Below are 15,592 nucleotides of genomic sequence, written 5' to 3' on the forward strand. Positions count from 1 at the left end.
CATGACCCAGGCAGATTTCCTCAAGGCCCCGTTTCCCGATCCGGTTGCACTGGACGCCCACGAAACCACCGGCCCGCACCGCTTTTTCAACCGCGAGCTCAGCTGGCTGGCCTTCAACTGGCGGGTGCTGGACGAGGCCTCGAACCCCGCGGTGCCGCTGCTGGAGCGGCTGCGGTTCCTGTCGATCTCGGCCACCAACCTCGACGAGTTCTACACCGTGCGGGTGGCGGGGCTGCGCGCGCTGGTGCGCAACGGCAATGCGGCGCCTTCCGAGGATGGCCGCAGCCCGGCGGAGCAGTTGAACCTGATCAACGAAGACGCCCGCAAGCTGATGAAAATGCAGCAGATCGTCTTCAAGAAGCTGAAGCGCGAGATGGAAGGCCGCGGCATCAGCCTGCTGACCCGCTCCAAGCTGACCGCCAGCGACCTCAAGCATCTGGAGGCGCATTTCCTGCACAAGGTGTTCCCGGTGCTGTCGCCGCTGGCGATCGACCCCGCGCACCCCTTCCCGTTCATCCCCAACACCGGCTTCTGCCTGGGGCTGGAACTGGAGCGGATCACCGACCGCCGCCCGCTGCTGGCGCTGCTGCCGATCCCGCAGCAGATTGCCCGCTTTGTGGCGCTGCCTGCGAAACACGGCGAGCACCGGTTCCTGCCGCTGGAAGAACTGCTGCTGCTGCATCTGAACATGCTGTTCCCCGGCTATACCGACCGCGGCCATTGCACCTTCCGAGTGCTGCGCGACAGCGATCTGGAGGTCGAGGACGAGGCCGAAGATCTGGTGCGCGAATTCGAGACCGCGCTGAAGCGTCGCCGCCGTGGCGAGGTGATCCGCATGAAGATCAGCTCTGGCGCGCCGGACGAATTGCGCAGCCTGATCATGGAAGAACTCGGCGTGACCGAGGAAGAAGTGGTGCAGGTGCGCGGCCTGCTGGGCATTTCCGACCTGAAGGAGATGGTGATCAGCAGCCGCGGCGATCTGCTGTGGCCACCCTTCCAGCCCCGCGTGCCCGAACGGGTGCTGGACAATGACGGCGACATGTTCGCCGCCATCAAGCAGAAGGACATGCTGCTGCATCACCCCTATGAGACCTTCGACATGGTGATCCGGTTTCTGGAACAGGCGGCGCGCGACCCGCATGTGCTGGCGATCAAGCAGACGCTTTACCGCACCAGCCATGACAGCCCGGTGGTGGCGGCGCTGTGCGAAGCCGCCGAGGCCGGGAAATCCGTCACCGCCCTGGTGGAGTTGAAAGCCCGGTTCGACGAGGCCGCCAACATCCGCCAAAGCCGCCGGCTGGAACGGTCTGGCGCGCATGTGGTTTACGGCTTTATCCACTACAAGACCCACGCCAAGATCAGCACCGTGGTGCGGCGCGAGGGCGACAATCTGGTGACCTACACCCATTACGGCACCGGCAATTACCACCCGATCACCGCCCGCATCTATACCGACCTCAGCTTTTTCACCTGCGACCCGGCGCTCGGGCGTGATGCCACCAAGGTGTTCAACTACCTGTCGGGCTATGTGCAGCCCGAGGGGCTGGAAAATCTGGCCATCGCCCCGATCAACCTGAAATCGCGGCTGCTGGAACTGATCGCCGCCGAGGCCGCCCATGCCCGCGCCGGACGCCCCGGCGAGATCTGGATCAAGGTCAACAGCCTGATCGAACCCGACGTGATCGACGCGCTTTACGCGGCCTCTGGCGATGGTGTGAAGATCAGCCTGATCGTGCGCGGCATCTGCGGCCTGCGTCCCGGCATCAAGGGCCTGTCGGAAAACATCCGGGTGAAATCGGTGGTGGGGCGGTTTCTGGAACATTCCCGCATCGTCTGTTTCGGCAATGGCCACGGCCTGCCGTCGCCGCAGGCGCGGGTGTTCCTGTCTTCGGCCGACTGGATGGGCCGCAACCTGACCCGCCGGGTGGAAACCCTGGTCGAGGCGCACAACCCCACCGTCAAGAACCAGATCGTCAGCCAGATCATGGCCGCCAACCTGGCGGACGAGGCGCAAAGCTGGGTGCTGCAACCCAACGGGCGCTACGAGCGGCAACTGGCCTGCGGCGATGGCGAATTGTTCTCGTGCCACAACTTTTTCATGGAAAATCCGTCGCTTTCGGGGCGTGGCACGGCGGGTGCCAAGGATGTGCCACGGCTGGCCCACCCGCAAAACACCCCCTCCACTTAAGCGGAATCGTTGACCCCCGCGCTGTCCGGCGGCATGGTCCGGGCGACCCGTGATAACCGGAGGACCTTGATGTCCGATACCGCAGACATGTCTCATCCCGCGCTGGAAACCGGTGGCCCGTTCGGGCGGCCGTTGTTCGAAGACCCTTCCGCCCGGGCGCTCAGCCGGGTCGGCGTGGTCGATGTGGGCTCCAACTCGGTGCGGATGGTGGTGTTCGACGGCGCCGCGCGATCCCCTGCCTATTTCTACAACGAAAAGGTGATGGCGGGCTTGGGGCAAGGGCTGGCGGAAACCGGCATGCTGAACCCGCGGGGCCGCGAACGCGCGCTGGTGGCGCTGAAACGCTTTGCCCTGCTGGCCGAGGCGATGGGCATCTCGCCCCTGACCGTGGTGGCCACGGCGGCGGTGCGCGAGGCCAAGGATGGGCCGGAGTTTCAGGCGCAGGTGCTGGCGGAAACCGGGCTGAAGATCTGGGTGATCGACGGCGCCGAAGAAGCGCGGCTGTCGGCGCAGGGCGTGCTGCTGGGCTGGCCCGAGGCCCGCGGCATCGTCTGCGACATCGGCGGCAACTCGATGGAACTGGCGCGGATCGCTGATGGCAAGGTGGGCAAGCGCGCCACCACGCCGCTGGGGCCGTTCCGGTTGCAACTGATCGCGCCGAACAAGCGCGCGGCCCACATCGCCCGCTATCTGACCGAATTGCGCGACCTGCTGAAATCCGAAGGCGAGCGGATCTATCTGGTTGGCGGCTCGTGGCGGGTGATCGCGCGGCTGGACATGGAGCGGCGCAATTACCCGCTGACCGTGCTGCACGAATACCGCATGCAGCCGCGCGGGCTGATCGACACGCTGGACTGGATCGCGGCCAGTGATCTGGCCTTGCTGCGCGCCCGCACCGGCACTGGCGCCGAGCGAATGGAACTGGTGCCGCTGGCCTGCGAAGTGCTGCGCGAGGTGGTGCGGGTGTTCAAACCCTCCGAGATCGACATCTCGGCCTACGGCATCCGCGAGGGGCTGCTGTATGAACAGATGCCCGCCAAGCTGCGCGCCCGCGACCCGCTGATCGAGGCCGCCCGGATGTCCGAGGCAACGCAGGCGCGGATACCGGGCTTTGGCAAGAAGCTTTTCGAATTTCTTGAGCCGCTGTTCCCCAGCGTGCCGCCGTCGCGGGTGCGGCTGATCAAGGCGGCGTGTCTTTTGCACGACACCACCTGGCGCGCCCACCCCGACTACCGCGCCGAGGCCTGTTTCGACAACGCCACCCGTGCCAACCTTGGCGGGCTTGACCATCCGGGCCGGGTGTTTCTGGGGCTATCGTTGCTGCACCGCTACAAGAACAGCCGCGCCGGCTCGCGGATGGAACCGCTGTTCCGACTGCTGACCGAGGACGAGATTCAGGACGCCGAAGTGCTGGGCAAGGCGATGCGGTTCGGCGCGATGTTCTCGATCGCCGATCCGGCTTCGGCCGGGTCGTTGCACTGGCTGGCGAAAAAGCGGGTGCTGGAGTTGCGGCTGACCCCGCGGGGGCGTGGCTTGCTGGGCGAGGTGGCGGTGGCGCGGTTCAACGCGCTGGCGCTGTCGATGAAGGCCAAGGGCGTGATCCTTGACGCCAAGGCCGGCTGATGCTGGCGCTGGACCATCTGGCGGTGTCGGCGGGCACGCTGGCCGAAGGCGTGGCGGCGGTGGAGGATGCCTTGGGCGTGGCGCTGGCGGGGGGTGGCGTGCATCCGCATATGGCCACCCATAACCGGCTGCTGGGGATGGGCGATCTTTACCTTGAGGTGATCGCCGCCGACCCCGCCGCCCCTGCCCCGGCCTGGCCGCGCTGGTTCGATCTGGACCATTTCAGCGGCCCGCCACGGCTGACCAACTGGGTGGCGCGCTGCGACGATCTGGCGGCGGCGGTGGCGGCAAGCCCGGAGGGCGTGGGGGTGCCGGTTCAGCTTTCGCGCGGCGATTACCGCTGGCAGATGGCGGTGCCCGCCGATGGTTGTTTGCCGTTTGACGGGTGTTTCCCGGCGCTGATCCGGTGGCAGGGGGCGGCGCATCCGGCGCAAGCGCTGCCCGATGTGGGGGTGCGGCTGATCCGGCTGGAGGTGGCGCATCCGCAAGCGGATGCGTTGGCCGCCCTTCTGGCAGGGCGGCTGGCCGACCCGCGGCTGGTGATCGTGCCGGGGCCGCAAAAGGCGCTGCGCGCCAGCTTTGCCACCCCGCACGGGCTGCGGTGGTTGCAATGATCAGGGCTGCGGTAGCGGCTGATCTGCCCGCGATCCTGGGGTTCTGGAACCCGCTGATCCGCGATACTCTGGTCACCTTCAGCTCGGCGCAGAAGTCCTTGGCCGACATGCAGAAAATGCTGGACGACAAGGCCGCCGAGGGCCGGGCCTTTCTGGTGGCCGAAGCGGCGGGCGCGGTGGTGGGCTTTTGCAGCTACGGCCAGTTTCGCGCCGGAAACGGCTACGCGCACACCATGGAACACACCATCATTCTGGACCCTGTCGCGCATGGCCGTGGCCTTGGCCGGGCGCTGCTGACCGGCATCGAGGCCGACGCCCGCACCAAGGGCGCCCATTCGATCCTCGCCGGGGTCAGTGGCGGCAACCCCGAAAGCCGGGCGTTTCATGCCGCCATGGGTTACGGCGACCCGATCATCGTGCCACAGGCGGGGTGGAAGTTCGGCCGCTGGTGGGACTTGTGGCTGATGCAGAAAATCCTCTCCTGACAGCGGCTTGCCGGGGGGCTATGCTGGGCCCATGTCGATCTGGAACCGCATCACCGCCGCCCTGTCCGCGCTTGCCGCGGGCGAACCGCTTTCGGCGGTGTTCGACCATCTGCGCAGCCCGCCCGAACGCTCGGTCGGCTTCACCATCGCCATCATCGCGTTGGGGGCCAAGATGGCCAAGGCCGACGGCACGGTGACGCGCGACGAGGTGGCGGCGTTCCGGCAGATTTTCGTGGTGCCGAAGGAGGACGAGGCCGCCGCCGCCCGGGTGTTCAATCTGGCGCGGCAGGATGTGGCGGGGTTTGACGCCTACGCCGGCAAGATCGCGTCGATGTTTGCCCGCGAACCCGGTGTGCTGCTGGATTTGCTGGAGGGCCTCTTTCAGATCTCGCTGGCGGATGGGCATTTCCACCCGCAGGAGGACCGCTTTCTGGCCGAGGTGGCACGGATTTTCGGCGTGGGTGACCGGGCGTTCCGGGCGCTGCGGGCGCGCTTTGTGCAGGATGCGCCGCGCGACCCCTGGGATGTGCTGGGCCTGCCGCATGGTGCCAGCCTGGATGACGCCCGCGCGGCCTGGAAACAGGCGGTGCGCGATTGCCACCCTGACCGGATGATCGCCCGCGGCGTGCCGCCCGAGGCGGTGCAACTGGCCACCCGCCGCCTGCTCGCCATCAACGCCGCCTGGGCCGAGATCAGCGGCGCAAAGGTGGCGTGATGGACACCGCCGCCCCCGCCCCGCAACGGCTGCGCATCGCCACCTACAATGTCGAATGGTTCAACGGCCTCTTTGACAACCACGGGCATCTGCTGGAGGATGCCGAGCCCTCGGCCCGCTATCAGGTCACGCGCGGCGAGCAACTGACTGCCATTGCCATCGTGATGACGGCGATGGATGCCGATGCGGTGATGGTGATCGAGGCGCCCGATACCAACGGCAAACGCAGTTCGGTGAAGGCGCTGGAACGCTTTGCCGCCCACTATGGCTTGCGCACCAGCCGCGCCGTGACCGGCTTTCCCAGCGAGACCGAGCAGGAGATCACCCTGCTTTATGACCCCGCGCGGCTGACCCCCCGGCATGATCCGATGGGCGAGCCGCCGGGGCATAATCCGGTGACCGACGAGCCGCGCTTCGACGGGGTGTTCCGCTATGATCTGGACACCGATGCGACCCCCGAAACCATCCGGTTTTCCAAGCCGCCGCTGGAACTGGCGGTGACGCTGGCGAATGGCCGGGCGCTGCGGCTGATCGGGGTGCATATCAAGTCGAAATCGCCCTATGGCGCGCGGGGCGAGGCGGCGATCACCCGTCTGGCCATTGAAAACCGCCGCAAGCAACTGGCGCAATGCGTCTGGCTGCGCCGCAGGGTCGAGGGGCATCTGGGTGCTGGCGAAAGCCTGATCGTGCTGGGTGATTTCAACGACGGGCCGGGGCTGGACGAGTATGAACGGCTGTTCGGCCATTCCGGCATCGAGGTGGTTTTGGGCCATGATGCCGACCCGGCACTGCAGCTTTACGACCCGCATGCGCGGATGGCGCTGACGCAGCGCATGGGCATGGCCGCCACCACCGCGCGGTTCTATCTGGCGCCGCAAAAGCGCTATTTCGAGGCTTTGCTGGATTTCATCATGGTCTCGCCCGATCTGGTGGCGGCGGGGCCGGACTGGCGGATCTGGCATCCGCTGAACGATCCGGGCTGTCTGAAGGTGCCGGAATTGCGCGAGGCGCTGCTGGCGGCGTCGGATCATTTTCCGGTGACGCTGGATTTACCGCTGTGATCTGGAAATTTCGCGCGGGATCGACTATGTTGGTAGGATGAAAGCCCTGTTGGCCCCTGTTGTGCTGTGCCTGTGCCTGACCCCGGTCTGGGCGCAGCAGGTTGAACCAGCGCCGAAGGCCGACGAGGGCTTCAGTCTGATGGAGGAAGGCGCCAAGCTGTTGTTCCGCGGTCTGATGGACGAGATGGAACCGGCGCTGGACGACATGGCGAAGGCCATGGCCGAGGCCGAGCCGGTGATGCGCGAGATGTTGCGACTGATGGGCGATATCCGCAATTACCATGCGCCGGAGATGCAGCCGAATGGCGATATTCTGATCCGCCGCAAGACGCCTGCGGAACTGGCAATGCCGGACGGGCCGGAGATCGAGCTTTAATCTTTTGTTTTTTCGCGTGTCGGGCGGCAAAACCGGTGTCCACTTTTGCCTGACACGCTTCAAGGCCGAAAATCCTTGAAGAAAGGATTTTCGGGGGGCTGTCTGCCCCCCGTGCCGCCCCGGGAGGGGCGTTCGCCGCTGAAATCCTTCCACTGGAAGGATTTCCGGGCGCGGCTCACCCCGAGGATATTTTTGCAAAGGTGAAGCCCGAAGGCTCAGGCCTTGGTGGCGCGGATCAGTGCCAGGATATCGCGGGCGGCGGCGGGGATGTTGGTGCCGGGGCCGAAGATCGCCTTGACGCCGGCGTCGTAGAGGAACTGGTAATCCTGCTGCGGGATGACGCCGCCGCAGATCACCAGAATGTCGCCGGCCCCTGCATCCTTCAGCGCCTGCACCAGTTTCGGCGCGAGGGTCTTGTGGCCTGCCGCCTGCGACGAGATGCCGACCACATGCACGTCATTGTCGATGGCGTCTTGGGCGGCCTCGGCCGGGGTCTGGAACAGCGGGCCCACGTCCACGTCGAAACCGATGTCGGCGAAGGCGGTGGCGATCACCTTGGCGCCGCGGTCGTGGCCGTCCTGACCCATCTTCACCACCAGCATGCGCGGGCGGCGGCCTTCTTCTTCGGCAAAGGTCTCGACATCGCGCTGAATCGCGGCGAAACCGTCGTCGCCTTCGTAGGCGGCGCCATAGACACCGGCCAGGGTTTTCACCTCGGCGCGGTGGCGACCGAAAATCTTCTCCATGGCCATGCTGATTTCTCCGACACTGGCGCGGGCGCGGGCGGCATCGACCGCCGCGGCCAGCAGGTTGCCGCCATGTTCGGCGCGGCGGGTGAGTTCGGCGAGGGTGGCTTCGACTTTGGCACCGTCACGGGCGGCGCGGATGGTTTGCAGCCGGGCAATCTGGCCGTCGCGCACGGCGATGTTGTCGATATCGAGGATGTCGATGGCGTCTTCCTGCGCCAGCCGGTATTTGTTGACGCCAACGATCACGTCGCTGCCGCGGTCGATGGCGGCTTGGCGGCGAGCGGCGGATTCCTCGATGCGCAGCTTGGGCATGCCGGTGGCGACGGCCTTGGTCATGCCGCCCATCTCCTCGACTTCCTGCATCAAGGCCCAGGCCTTGTCGGCCAGTTCCGCGGTCAGGCTTTCGACGTAATAGCTGCCCGCAAGTGGATCGACCACATGGGTGATGCCGGTTTCTTCCTGCAGGATCAGTTGGGTATTGCGGGCGATGCGCGACGAGAACGCGGTGGGCAGGCCCATCGCCTCGTCCAGCGCGTTGGTGTGCAAACTTTGCGTGCCACCCAAAGCGGCGGCCAGCGCCTCGTAGGCGGTGCGGACCACGTTGTTGTAGGGGTCGGCCTCTTGCAGGCTGACTCCGCTTGTCTGGCAATGGGTGCGCAGCATCAGGCTTTCGGGTTTCTTGGCACCGAATTCGGTCATGATGCGGTGCCACAACAGGCGGGCGGCGCGCAGTTTGGCGGCCTCCATGAAGAAGTTCATGCCGATGGCGAAGAAGAACGACAGGCGCCCGGCGAAGGCATCGACATCCATGCCGCGGGCGATGGCGGCGCGGACGTATTCGCGCCCATCGGCCAGGGTGAAGGCCAGCTCCTGCACCAGGTTCGCCCCGGCCTCTTGCATGTGGTAGCCCGAGATCGAGATCGAGTTGAATTTCGGCATCTCGGCGGCGGTGTATTCGATGATGTCGGCAATGATCCGCATCGAGGGTTCGGGCGGATAAATGTAGGTGTTCCGCACCATGAATTCCTTGAGGATATCATTCTGGATGGTGCCGGACAGCAGTTTGCGGTCCACCCCCTGTTCCTCGCCGGTGACGATGAAATTGGCCAGAATCGGGATCACCGCACCATTCATCGTCATGGAAACAGAGACTTTTTCCAAGGGGATGCCGTCGAACAGGATCTTCATGTCCTCGACCGAGTCGATCGCCACACCGGCCTTGCCGACATCGCCTTCGACGCGCGGATGGTCGCTGTCATAGCCGCGGTGGGTGGCCAGATCGAAGGCAACCGAGACGCCCTGCTGACCCGCCGCCAGCGCCTTGCGGTAGAAGGCGTTGGATTCCTCGGCGGTGGAAAAGCCCGCATATTGCCGGATGGTCCAGGGCCGACCGGCATACATCGTGGCGCGGACACCGCGGGTAAAGGGGGCCAGCCCCGGGGTGCTGCCCATGTGTGGCAGGCTTGCGGTATCGGCGGCGGTGTAAAGCGGCTTGACCGCGATGCCTTCCAGCGTATCCCAGGTCAGGGCATCGGGGCTGCGGCCCTTCAGTTCCTTCTCTGCCAGTTTGCGCCAGCCATCCAGGTTCTCGGTCATCGGGCTTCCCCTGCCTAGGGCCAGGGTAAATACCCCGGCATTGATCCTTTGGTTTCGGCCCGCCCTGCCTTATATCAGACGGGGGAGGAGCCATGAAACCGCTTCACATCTTTGTTCTTGCAGCATTTCTGCCGCTGGTTGCCGTAGCGCAGCCGGTGTTGGCACCCGTGCCCGCCGAACAGGCGGTGCTGGCCGACATGATCTGGCGGCAGCGCCCGCTGGTGGTGTTTGCCGACAGCCCCGACGACCCCGATTTCATCCGCCAGATGCAGCTTCTGGCCCGCGATCCGGCGGCCCTTGCGTTGCGCGACGTGGTGGTGATCACCGATACCGACCCCGCCAACCCCAGCGCCATCCGGCTGAAGCTGCGGCCGCGCGGGTTTTCGCTGGTGCTGCTGGACAAGGACGGCGAGCCGAAGATGCGCAAGCCGCTGCCCTGGGACGTGCGCGAGATCACCCGCGCCATCGACAAGTTTCCCGACGCAAGGCAGGAACTGCTGGACCGGTATCCGGGGCGGTAGGGCGGCGCAGACCGGCGCTGCGGCAAGACCGCTGCGACCGGAAAGGAGATGCGCCGCCCTTGCACCTTATTCGAACTCCATGATCACATCATCGACCCGCAGGCTGGAACCGGCCTTGGCCTTGATGCTTTTCACCACCGCAGTGCGCTCGGCTTTCAGGATGTTTTCCATCTTCATCGCCTCGACCGTGGCCAGCGCCTGACCTTCCTGCACTTCCTGACCGACCTCGACCGCGATGTTCACGATCAGGCCGGGCATCGGGCACAACAGGAAGCGCGAGGTGTCGGGGGCTACCTTTTCCAGCATCAGCGCCCCAAGTTCGGCCTGCCGCGGTGTGCGCACCAGCACCTTCAGATCGGCGCCGCGCAGCCGCAGCCGGAAGCCCGAGGGGATCTTGCCGACCTTCATCACCAAAGGCTCGCCATCCACCGAGATGCGCGCCAGATGGCCGCCCGGCGTCCAGTCCGAGGTCACCCGATGCGGCGCGCCATCGGCAAAGCTGATGGTCGAGCCGTCGCGGTCGGCGGCCACGATCACCGGGTAGGACTGGCCTTGCAGGCTGACCACCCAATGATCGCCGACCTTGCGCTCGTGGTTGTCCATGGTGCCGGAAATCCGGGTGCGCCTGATCTCGGCCACCCGGTTCATCGCGGCGGCGGCAGCGGCAACCCGGCGCAGCAAGGCCTCGTCCAGCGTGGCGCCCTTGAAACCATCGGGATATTCTTCCTCGATGAAGGCGGTGGTAATCGCCCCCGACACAAAGCGCGGATGGTCCATCACGGCGGCAACGAAGGGCAGGTTGTGGCCGATGCCTTCAACCTCGAAGGTGTCGAGTGCGGTGCGCATTTCCTCGATGGCTTGCGTCCGGGTCGGTGCCCAGGTGCACAGCTTGGCGATCATCGGGTCGTAATACATGCTGATCTCGCCGCCCTCGAACACGCCGGTATCGTTGCGCACGATGCCGCCGGTAACGGTGGGGCCTTCGACCGGCGGGCGATAGCGCGACAGGCGGCCGATCGACGGCAGGAACTTGCGATAGGGGTCTTCGGCGTAAAGCCGGCTTTCCATCGCCCAGCCGTTGATCTTCAGATCGTCCTGGGTGAAGGGCAGCTTCTCGCCATTGGCGACGCGGATCATCTGTTCCACCAGATCGATACCGGTGATCAGCTCGGTCACCGGATGTTCGACCTGCAGCCGGGTGTTCATTTCCAGGAAGTAGAAGTTGCGCTTGTCATCGACGATGAATTCCACGGTGCCTGCGCTGGTATAGCCCACGGCTCGCGCGAGGGCGCAGGCCTGTTCGCCCATCGCCTTGCGGGTGGCGGGGTCCAGGAAGGAACTCGGCGCTTCCTCGATGACCTTCTGGTTGCGGCGCTGGATCGAACATTCGCGCTCGTGCAGATAGACGCAGTTGCCATGGCTGTCGGCCAGCACCTGAATTTCGATATGGCGCGGTTGCGTCACGAACTTCTCGATGAAGATGCGGTCATCGCCAAAGCTGGCCGCCGCCTCGTTCTTCGACGACTGGAAACCCTCGCGGGCTTCGGCGTCGTTCCAGGCAATGCGCATGCCCTTGCCGCCACCGCCGGCGCTGGCCTTGATCATCACCGGATAGCCGACCTTGGTGGCGATCTTCACCGCCTCGTCGGCATCGGCGATCAGCCCCATGTGGCCGGGAACGGTGGAGACATTGGCCTCTTGCGCGATCTTTTTCGAGGTGATCTTGTCGCCCATCGCCTCGATGGCGGGCGACGGCGGGCCGATGAACACCACGCCGATGGCTTCCAGAGCCGCGGCGAACACCCGGTTTTCGCTCAGGAAACCGTAGCCCGGATGCACCGCCTCGGCGCCGGTCTGGCGCACGGCGTCCAAGATCTTGTCGATCACGATATAGGATTGCGCCGCCGGGCTGGCACCGATGTAAACCGCCTCGTCGGCCATCTTCACATGCAGCGCGTGGCGGTCGGCATCGGAATAGACGGCGACCGTCTTGATGCCCATGCGCTTGGCCGACTTGATGACCCGGCAGGCAATCTCGCCCCGGTTCGCGATCAGGATCTTCTTGAACATCTCGGTCCCTTCCGAAGCTGCGCCGGGTTTTCTTCCGGTCGCACAGATATGAAAAAGCCACCGGAGCACGCGGCTCCGGTGGCGATAGTGCAGTTCAGGCGGTTACGGGTCGTGACGCAGGGTCGCGCCCCGCAGGGGTTACTTGCAGCCCGGGACGTTGAGGTCGTCGCAGAACACGCCCGCAGCCCCACCGATGAGCGCGCCGGTAAGCGCATGGCCGCCGGTGGCATCGGCCACGACTGCGCCCGTGGCCGCCCCGGCAAGCCCGCGTTCGGCATCGCCTTGCAGGCAACCCGCCAGCGAGGACAGCACGGCTGCTGCGGCAACCCATTTGACAATCTGCATACTACTCGGCCTCCATTTGGAATTGTTGTGAAACCGGACACTATCGCAATCAATGCCGGATCAAAGGGAAAACCGTGCAAACCGACCTTGGTCGGATGCCGATCGGCAAAGCCATGCCGATGAAAGCCGCCCGCAAACGGCAAAAGCGGTCTGACCCGAGTAGGGTCAGACCGAAGGGAAGGGGAAGGGGTAACATCTTGACAGGTCAGGGCAAAAGACCGCACGGCCCCTGCCCTGCCATCACGATGCAGCGGTTGCCGATCTGTGGCAAAGCCAAATAATCCTGCCGCCGCGGGTTGCGCGGTTTCACGCCGGATCGCCCATGGGGTGCGCGGAAACATGCTCAATCGTCCCCGTCTTCGTCGTCCCAGTCGCCGCTTGGCACGGGCGGGGCGTTGGCGGCGAACACTTCGGGAAACGCCGCCTTGGCGCGGCGCAGATCAATGCGCAGCAATGCCTCGTAGCTTTCGGGATCGAAGGGGTCGGTGGCGGGCACCACCTCGCGGCCAAACAGCCAAGACAGCCGGCCCGCATCCAGATTGCCGCGCTCGAACGGGTCTTCCCCGAAATGCGCCCAGAGGGCGGCCATGAAGGCGCGGTCAGCGGCACGGTCCGGTGCCTTGCGGTCACGAAACCGCTCGCGCTTGATGATCTTCGCCGGGCCGGTCTTCATGTTGGCCCGGCGGATCACGAACTGGAAATCCGTGCCCATCAGCCGCCCGGGAAAGCCGCGATGCTTCAGCATGACGCGGCCCCCCGGCAGGCAGCAAGATCAAGGCAGGGCCGGGACAACCGAACTCCGGCACCCCGGCCTGACCCCTCAGTTGCCGTATTTGCCGTGGAACACCGGCTCGGTGGTAAGCGGCTCGTCAACCATGACAACCGGGTCGGGTTTCGGCGCACAGGCTGCCACAAAGGCAACCAGACAAAGGGCCACAAGGGCGCGTGTGCTGTTCGACATCCTCTGCTCCGTTCATTCCGGGGGGTCGTTGGTGCGGCATCGCTGCCGCTGCGCCCCCGTTGGGTGTGACGGGCCGCGACATCGCGACCCAAGGAAACAATACCCCATTCCGCAGCCGATTGACACGATTTCGCGGCCAATCCCGGCCGCTGTGACCCGGCTACATCAATCGCCCCCTGCGCAGGCCGGTCTTTGGCAACATGTTGTGGCAGCATCAGAAAGCTTCCCATATGCAGACACCATCCCGCAGCGAGAACGCCTCGAAGAACTGCGTAGCCTCGGGGGCCGTCTCGCCGAACGGCACCGCAGTATCCGAAAGCGAAATCACGATCTGCTCGGGCAGCGGCCCCAGGTCGGCCAGCCACGGCAGCGCGAAGCTTTCGCACAGCACACGCATGTCCTCGGTCGCGGTTCCGGGCGGGATGCTGCCGCCATTCCGTGCAATCTGTGGTGCCAGAAACCGGAACCGCAAGGTTGTCCCGGCGGTTCCCGGCGCGTTCAGAATCACGTCCTGCAAGGTCACAAGCTGCCCCGAGGGCACGGCAATCGGCTGGGCGCTGCCCACCAGCAGCACCTCGCCTTCCGCCTGCACTGTCCAGAGGCGCTCTGCCCCGGTCAGCCCCGCCATGGCCCTGCTCCCTCGCCATCCCGCAACCGCATCCCCGTTTCCCAGCCGTCAAAGCGGGATATTGTCGTGTTTTTTCCACGGGTTCTTCAGTTGCTTGCCACGCAACGACGCAAAAGCCCGCGCCACCCGCCGCCGGGTCGAACGCGGCGCAATCACCTCGTCGATGAAGCCCTTTTCGGCGGCCACGAACGGGTTGGCAAAGCGGTCCTCATAGTCCTTGGTGCGGGCGGCGATCTTGTCCTTGTCGGCCAGTTCGGCGCGATACAGGATTTCCACCGCGCCCTTGGCCCCCATCACCGCGATTTCCGCCGTGGGCCAGGCATAGTTGAAATCGCCGCGCAGGTGCTTGGACGACATCACGTCATAAGCGCCGCCGTAGGCCTTGCGGGTGATCACCGTCACCTTCGGCACCGTCGCCTCGCCATAGGCGAACAGCAGTTTCGCGCCATGCTTGATCACGCCGCCGAACTCCTGGCTGGTGCCAGGCAGGAAGCCCGGCACATCGACCAGCGTCAGGATCGGAATTTCAAAGGCATCGCAGAACCGCACGAAGCGCGCGGCCTTGCGCGAGCTGTCGATATCCAGACAGCCCGCCAGCACCATCGGCTGGTTGGCCACCACGCCGACCGACTGGCCTTCCAGACGGATGAAGCCGGTGATGATGTTGGCGGCGAAATCCTTCTGGATTTCAAAGAAATCGCCCTCGTCGGCCACCTTCTGGATCAGCTCTTTCATGTCATAGGGCTGGTTCGGGTTGGCCGGGATCAGCGTGTCGAGACTCGGCTCGATCCGGTCGGGCGCATCAAAGAACGGCCGGGTCGGCGCGCGGTCGCGGTTCGACATTGGCAGAAAGTCGATCAGGCGGCGAATCTCGTAAAGCGCCTCGACATCGTTTTCAAAGGCGCCGTCAGCGACCGAGGATTTCTTGGTGTGGGTGCTGGCACCCCCCAGTTCCTCGGCAGTCACCACCTCGTTGGTCACGGTCTTGACCACGTCGGGGCCGGTGACGAACATGTAGGAACTGTCCTTCACCATGAAGATGAAGTCGGTCATGGCAGGGCTGTAAACCGCGCCACCGGCGCAAGGCCCCATGATCAGGCTGATCTGCGGCACCACGCCCGAGGCCATGATGTTGCGCTGAAACACCTCGGCGTAACCGGCAAGGCTGGCCACACCTTCCTGAATCCGCGCGCCGCCCGAATCGTTCATCCCGATGACCGGCGCGCCGTTCTGCATGGCCATGTCCATGATCTTGCAGATCTTTTGCGCGTGGGTTTCCGACAGCGAGCCGCCGAACACCGTGAAATCCTGGCTGAACACATAGACCATGCGGCCGTTCACCGTGCCCCAGCCGGTCACCACGCCGTCGCCCGCCGGGCGATCCTGCTCCATGCCGAAATCGGTGCAGCGATGCCGCACGAACATGTCGAGTTCCTCGAAGGAATCCTCGTCCAGCAGCAATTCGATCCGCTCGCGCGCGGTCAGCTTGCCCTTGCCATGCTGGGCCTGCACCCGGCGCTCGCCGCCCCCGGCCCGGGCAATCGCGCGACGGTCCTCAAGTTCCTGCAGAATATCCTTCATGGCATCCCCCTCCGAATTTTGCCGCACCATAGCGCCAAGGCACGGGGCCAGAAAGCGGAAATCGGATAATTTGCAAACT

Annotated in this window: 15 protein-coding genes; 8 read left to right on the top strand and 7 right to left on the bottom strand. The window is 65.1% G+C overall.

Annotated features, from left to right (window positions below; genetic code table 11):
• Window position 1 precedes the first annotated feature (1 nt).
• The 7 genes from RSW2DRAFT_RS09415 (at window position 2) to RSW2DRAFT_RS09445 (ending at window position 7,062) form a co-directional block, all read left to right on the top strand.
• The gene (locus RSW2DRAFT_RS09415; protein WP_008030326.1) at window positions 2–2,188 is read left to right on the top strand and encodes an RNA degradosome polyphosphate kinase; all 2,187 of its coding nucleotides are present in this window, start codon (window positions 2–4) and stop codon (window positions 2,186–2,188) included.
• Window positions 2,189–2,257: 69 nt separating this feature from the next.
• Complete coding sequence (locus RSW2DRAFT_RS09420; RefSeq protein WP_008030328.1) at window positions 2,258–3,811, top strand: Ppx/GppA family phosphatase; 1,554 nt, start codon at window positions 2,258–2,260, stop codon at window positions 3,809–3,811.
• Complete coding sequence (locus tag RSW2DRAFT_RS09425) at window positions 3,811–4,425, top strand: VOC family protein (RefSeq protein WP_008030329.1); 615 nt, start codon at window positions 3,811–3,813, stop codon at window positions 4,423–4,425. Before RSW2DRAFT_RS09420 ends, RSW2DRAFT_RS09425 begins: the two co-directional genes overlap by 1 nt.
• Window positions 4,422–4,910, top strand: coding sequence for a GNAT family N-acetyltransferase (locus tag RSW2DRAFT_RS09430; RefSeq protein ID WP_008030331.1), 489 nt, complete (start codon window positions 4,422–4,424; stop codon window positions 4,908–4,910). The genes RSW2DRAFT_RS09425 and RSW2DRAFT_RS09430 overlap by 4 nt, the downstream gene beginning before the upstream one ends.
• A gap of 31 nt (window positions 4,911–4,941) precedes the next feature.
• Window positions 4,942–5,625: a molecular chaperone DjiA gene (locus tag RSW2DRAFT_RS09435; protein WP_008030333.1), complete on the top strand. Its 684-nt coding sequence runs from the start codon at window positions 4,942–4,944 to the stop codon at window positions 5,623–5,625.
• Window positions 5,625–6,686: an endonuclease/exonuclease/phosphatase family protein gene (locus RSW2DRAFT_RS09440; protein WP_008030335.1), complete on the top strand. Its 1,062-nt coding sequence runs from the start codon at window positions 5,625–5,627 to the stop codon at window positions 6,684–6,686. The genes RSW2DRAFT_RS09435 and RSW2DRAFT_RS09440 overlap by 1 nt, the downstream gene beginning before the upstream one ends.
• Window positions 6,687–6,723: 37 nt before the next feature.
• Window positions 6,724–7,062, top strand: a complete 339-nt coding sequence (locus tag RSW2DRAFT_RS09445; RefSeq protein WP_008030338.1) for a hypothetical protein — start codon at window positions 6,724–6,726, stop codon at window positions 7,060–7,062.
• A gap of 215 nt (window positions 7,063–7,277) precedes the next feature.
• Here RSW2DRAFT_RS09445 and scpA read toward each other — a convergent pair whose 3' ends face one another.
• Window positions 7,278–9,407 (bottom strand): methylmalonyl-CoA mutase, encoded by a 2,130-nt coding sequence (scpA, locus tag RSW2DRAFT_RS09450; RefSeq protein ID WP_008030340.1) that lies wholly within the window; start codon window positions 9,405–9,407, stop codon window positions 7,278–7,280.
• Between the two features lie 92 nt (window positions 9,408–9,499).
• Between scpA and RSW2DRAFT_RS09455 the strand changes: the two genes are divergently transcribed.
• Window positions 9,500–9,928, top strand: a complete 429-nt coding sequence (locus RSW2DRAFT_RS09455) for a DUF4174 domain-containing protein (protein WP_008030341.1) — start codon at window positions 9,500–9,502, stop codon at window positions 9,926–9,928.
• 66 nt (window positions 9,929–9,994) lie between these two features.
• On the opposite strand, the gene RSW2DRAFT_RS09460 is transcribed toward RSW2DRAFT_RS09455, so the two are convergent.
• The 6 genes from RSW2DRAFT_RS09460 to RSW2DRAFT_RS09485 form a co-directional block, all read right to left on the bottom strand.
• Window positions 9,995–11,998, bottom strand: coding sequence for an acetyl-CoA carboxylase biotin carboxylase subunit (locus RSW2DRAFT_RS09460; RefSeq protein WP_008030343.1), 2,004 nt, complete (start codon window positions 11,996–11,998; stop codon window positions 9,995–9,997).
• Between the two features lie 138 nt (window positions 11,999–12,136).
• Window positions 12,137–12,343: a hypothetical protein gene (locus tag RSW2DRAFT_RS09465; RefSeq protein WP_008030345.1), complete on the bottom strand. Its 207-nt coding sequence runs from the start codon at window positions 12,341–12,343 to the stop codon at window positions 12,137–12,139.
• Between the two features lie 343 nt (window positions 12,344–12,686).
• The gene (locus tag RSW2DRAFT_RS09470; protein WP_008030347.1) at window positions 12,687–13,088 is read right to left on the bottom strand and encodes a hypothetical protein; all 402 of its coding nucleotides are present in this window, start codon (window positions 13,086–13,088) and stop codon (window positions 12,687–12,689) included.
• A 75-nt stretch (window positions 13,089–13,163) separates the two neighbouring features.
• Window positions 13,164–13,304: a hypothetical protein gene (locus tag RSW2DRAFT_RS18295; RefSeq protein ID WP_008030348.1), complete on the bottom strand. Its 141-nt coding sequence runs from the start codon at window positions 13,302–13,304 to the stop codon at window positions 13,164–13,166.
• 214 nt (window positions 13,305–13,518) lie between these two features.
• The gene (locus RSW2DRAFT_RS09480; protein WP_008030350.1) at window positions 13,519–13,932 is read right to left on the bottom strand and encodes a DUF6497 family protein; all 414 of its coding nucleotides are present in this window, start codon (window positions 13,930–13,932) and stop codon (window positions 13,519–13,521) included.
• Between the two features lie 48 nt (window positions 13,933–13,980).
• Window positions 13,981–15,513: an acyl-CoA carboxylase subunit beta gene (locus RSW2DRAFT_RS09485; protein WP_008030352.1), complete on the bottom strand. Its 1,533-nt coding sequence runs from the start codon at window positions 15,511–15,513 to the stop codon at window positions 13,981–13,983.
• Between the last annotated feature and the right edge of the window lie 79 nt (window positions 15,514–15,592).

It is taken from the genome of Rhodobacter ferrooxidans (assembly GCF_000176015.1).
GTDB classification, from domain to species: Bacteria; Pseudomonadota; Alphaproteobacteria; order Rhodobacterales; family Rhodobacteraceae; genus Pseudorhodobacter_B; species Pseudorhodobacter_B ferrooxidans.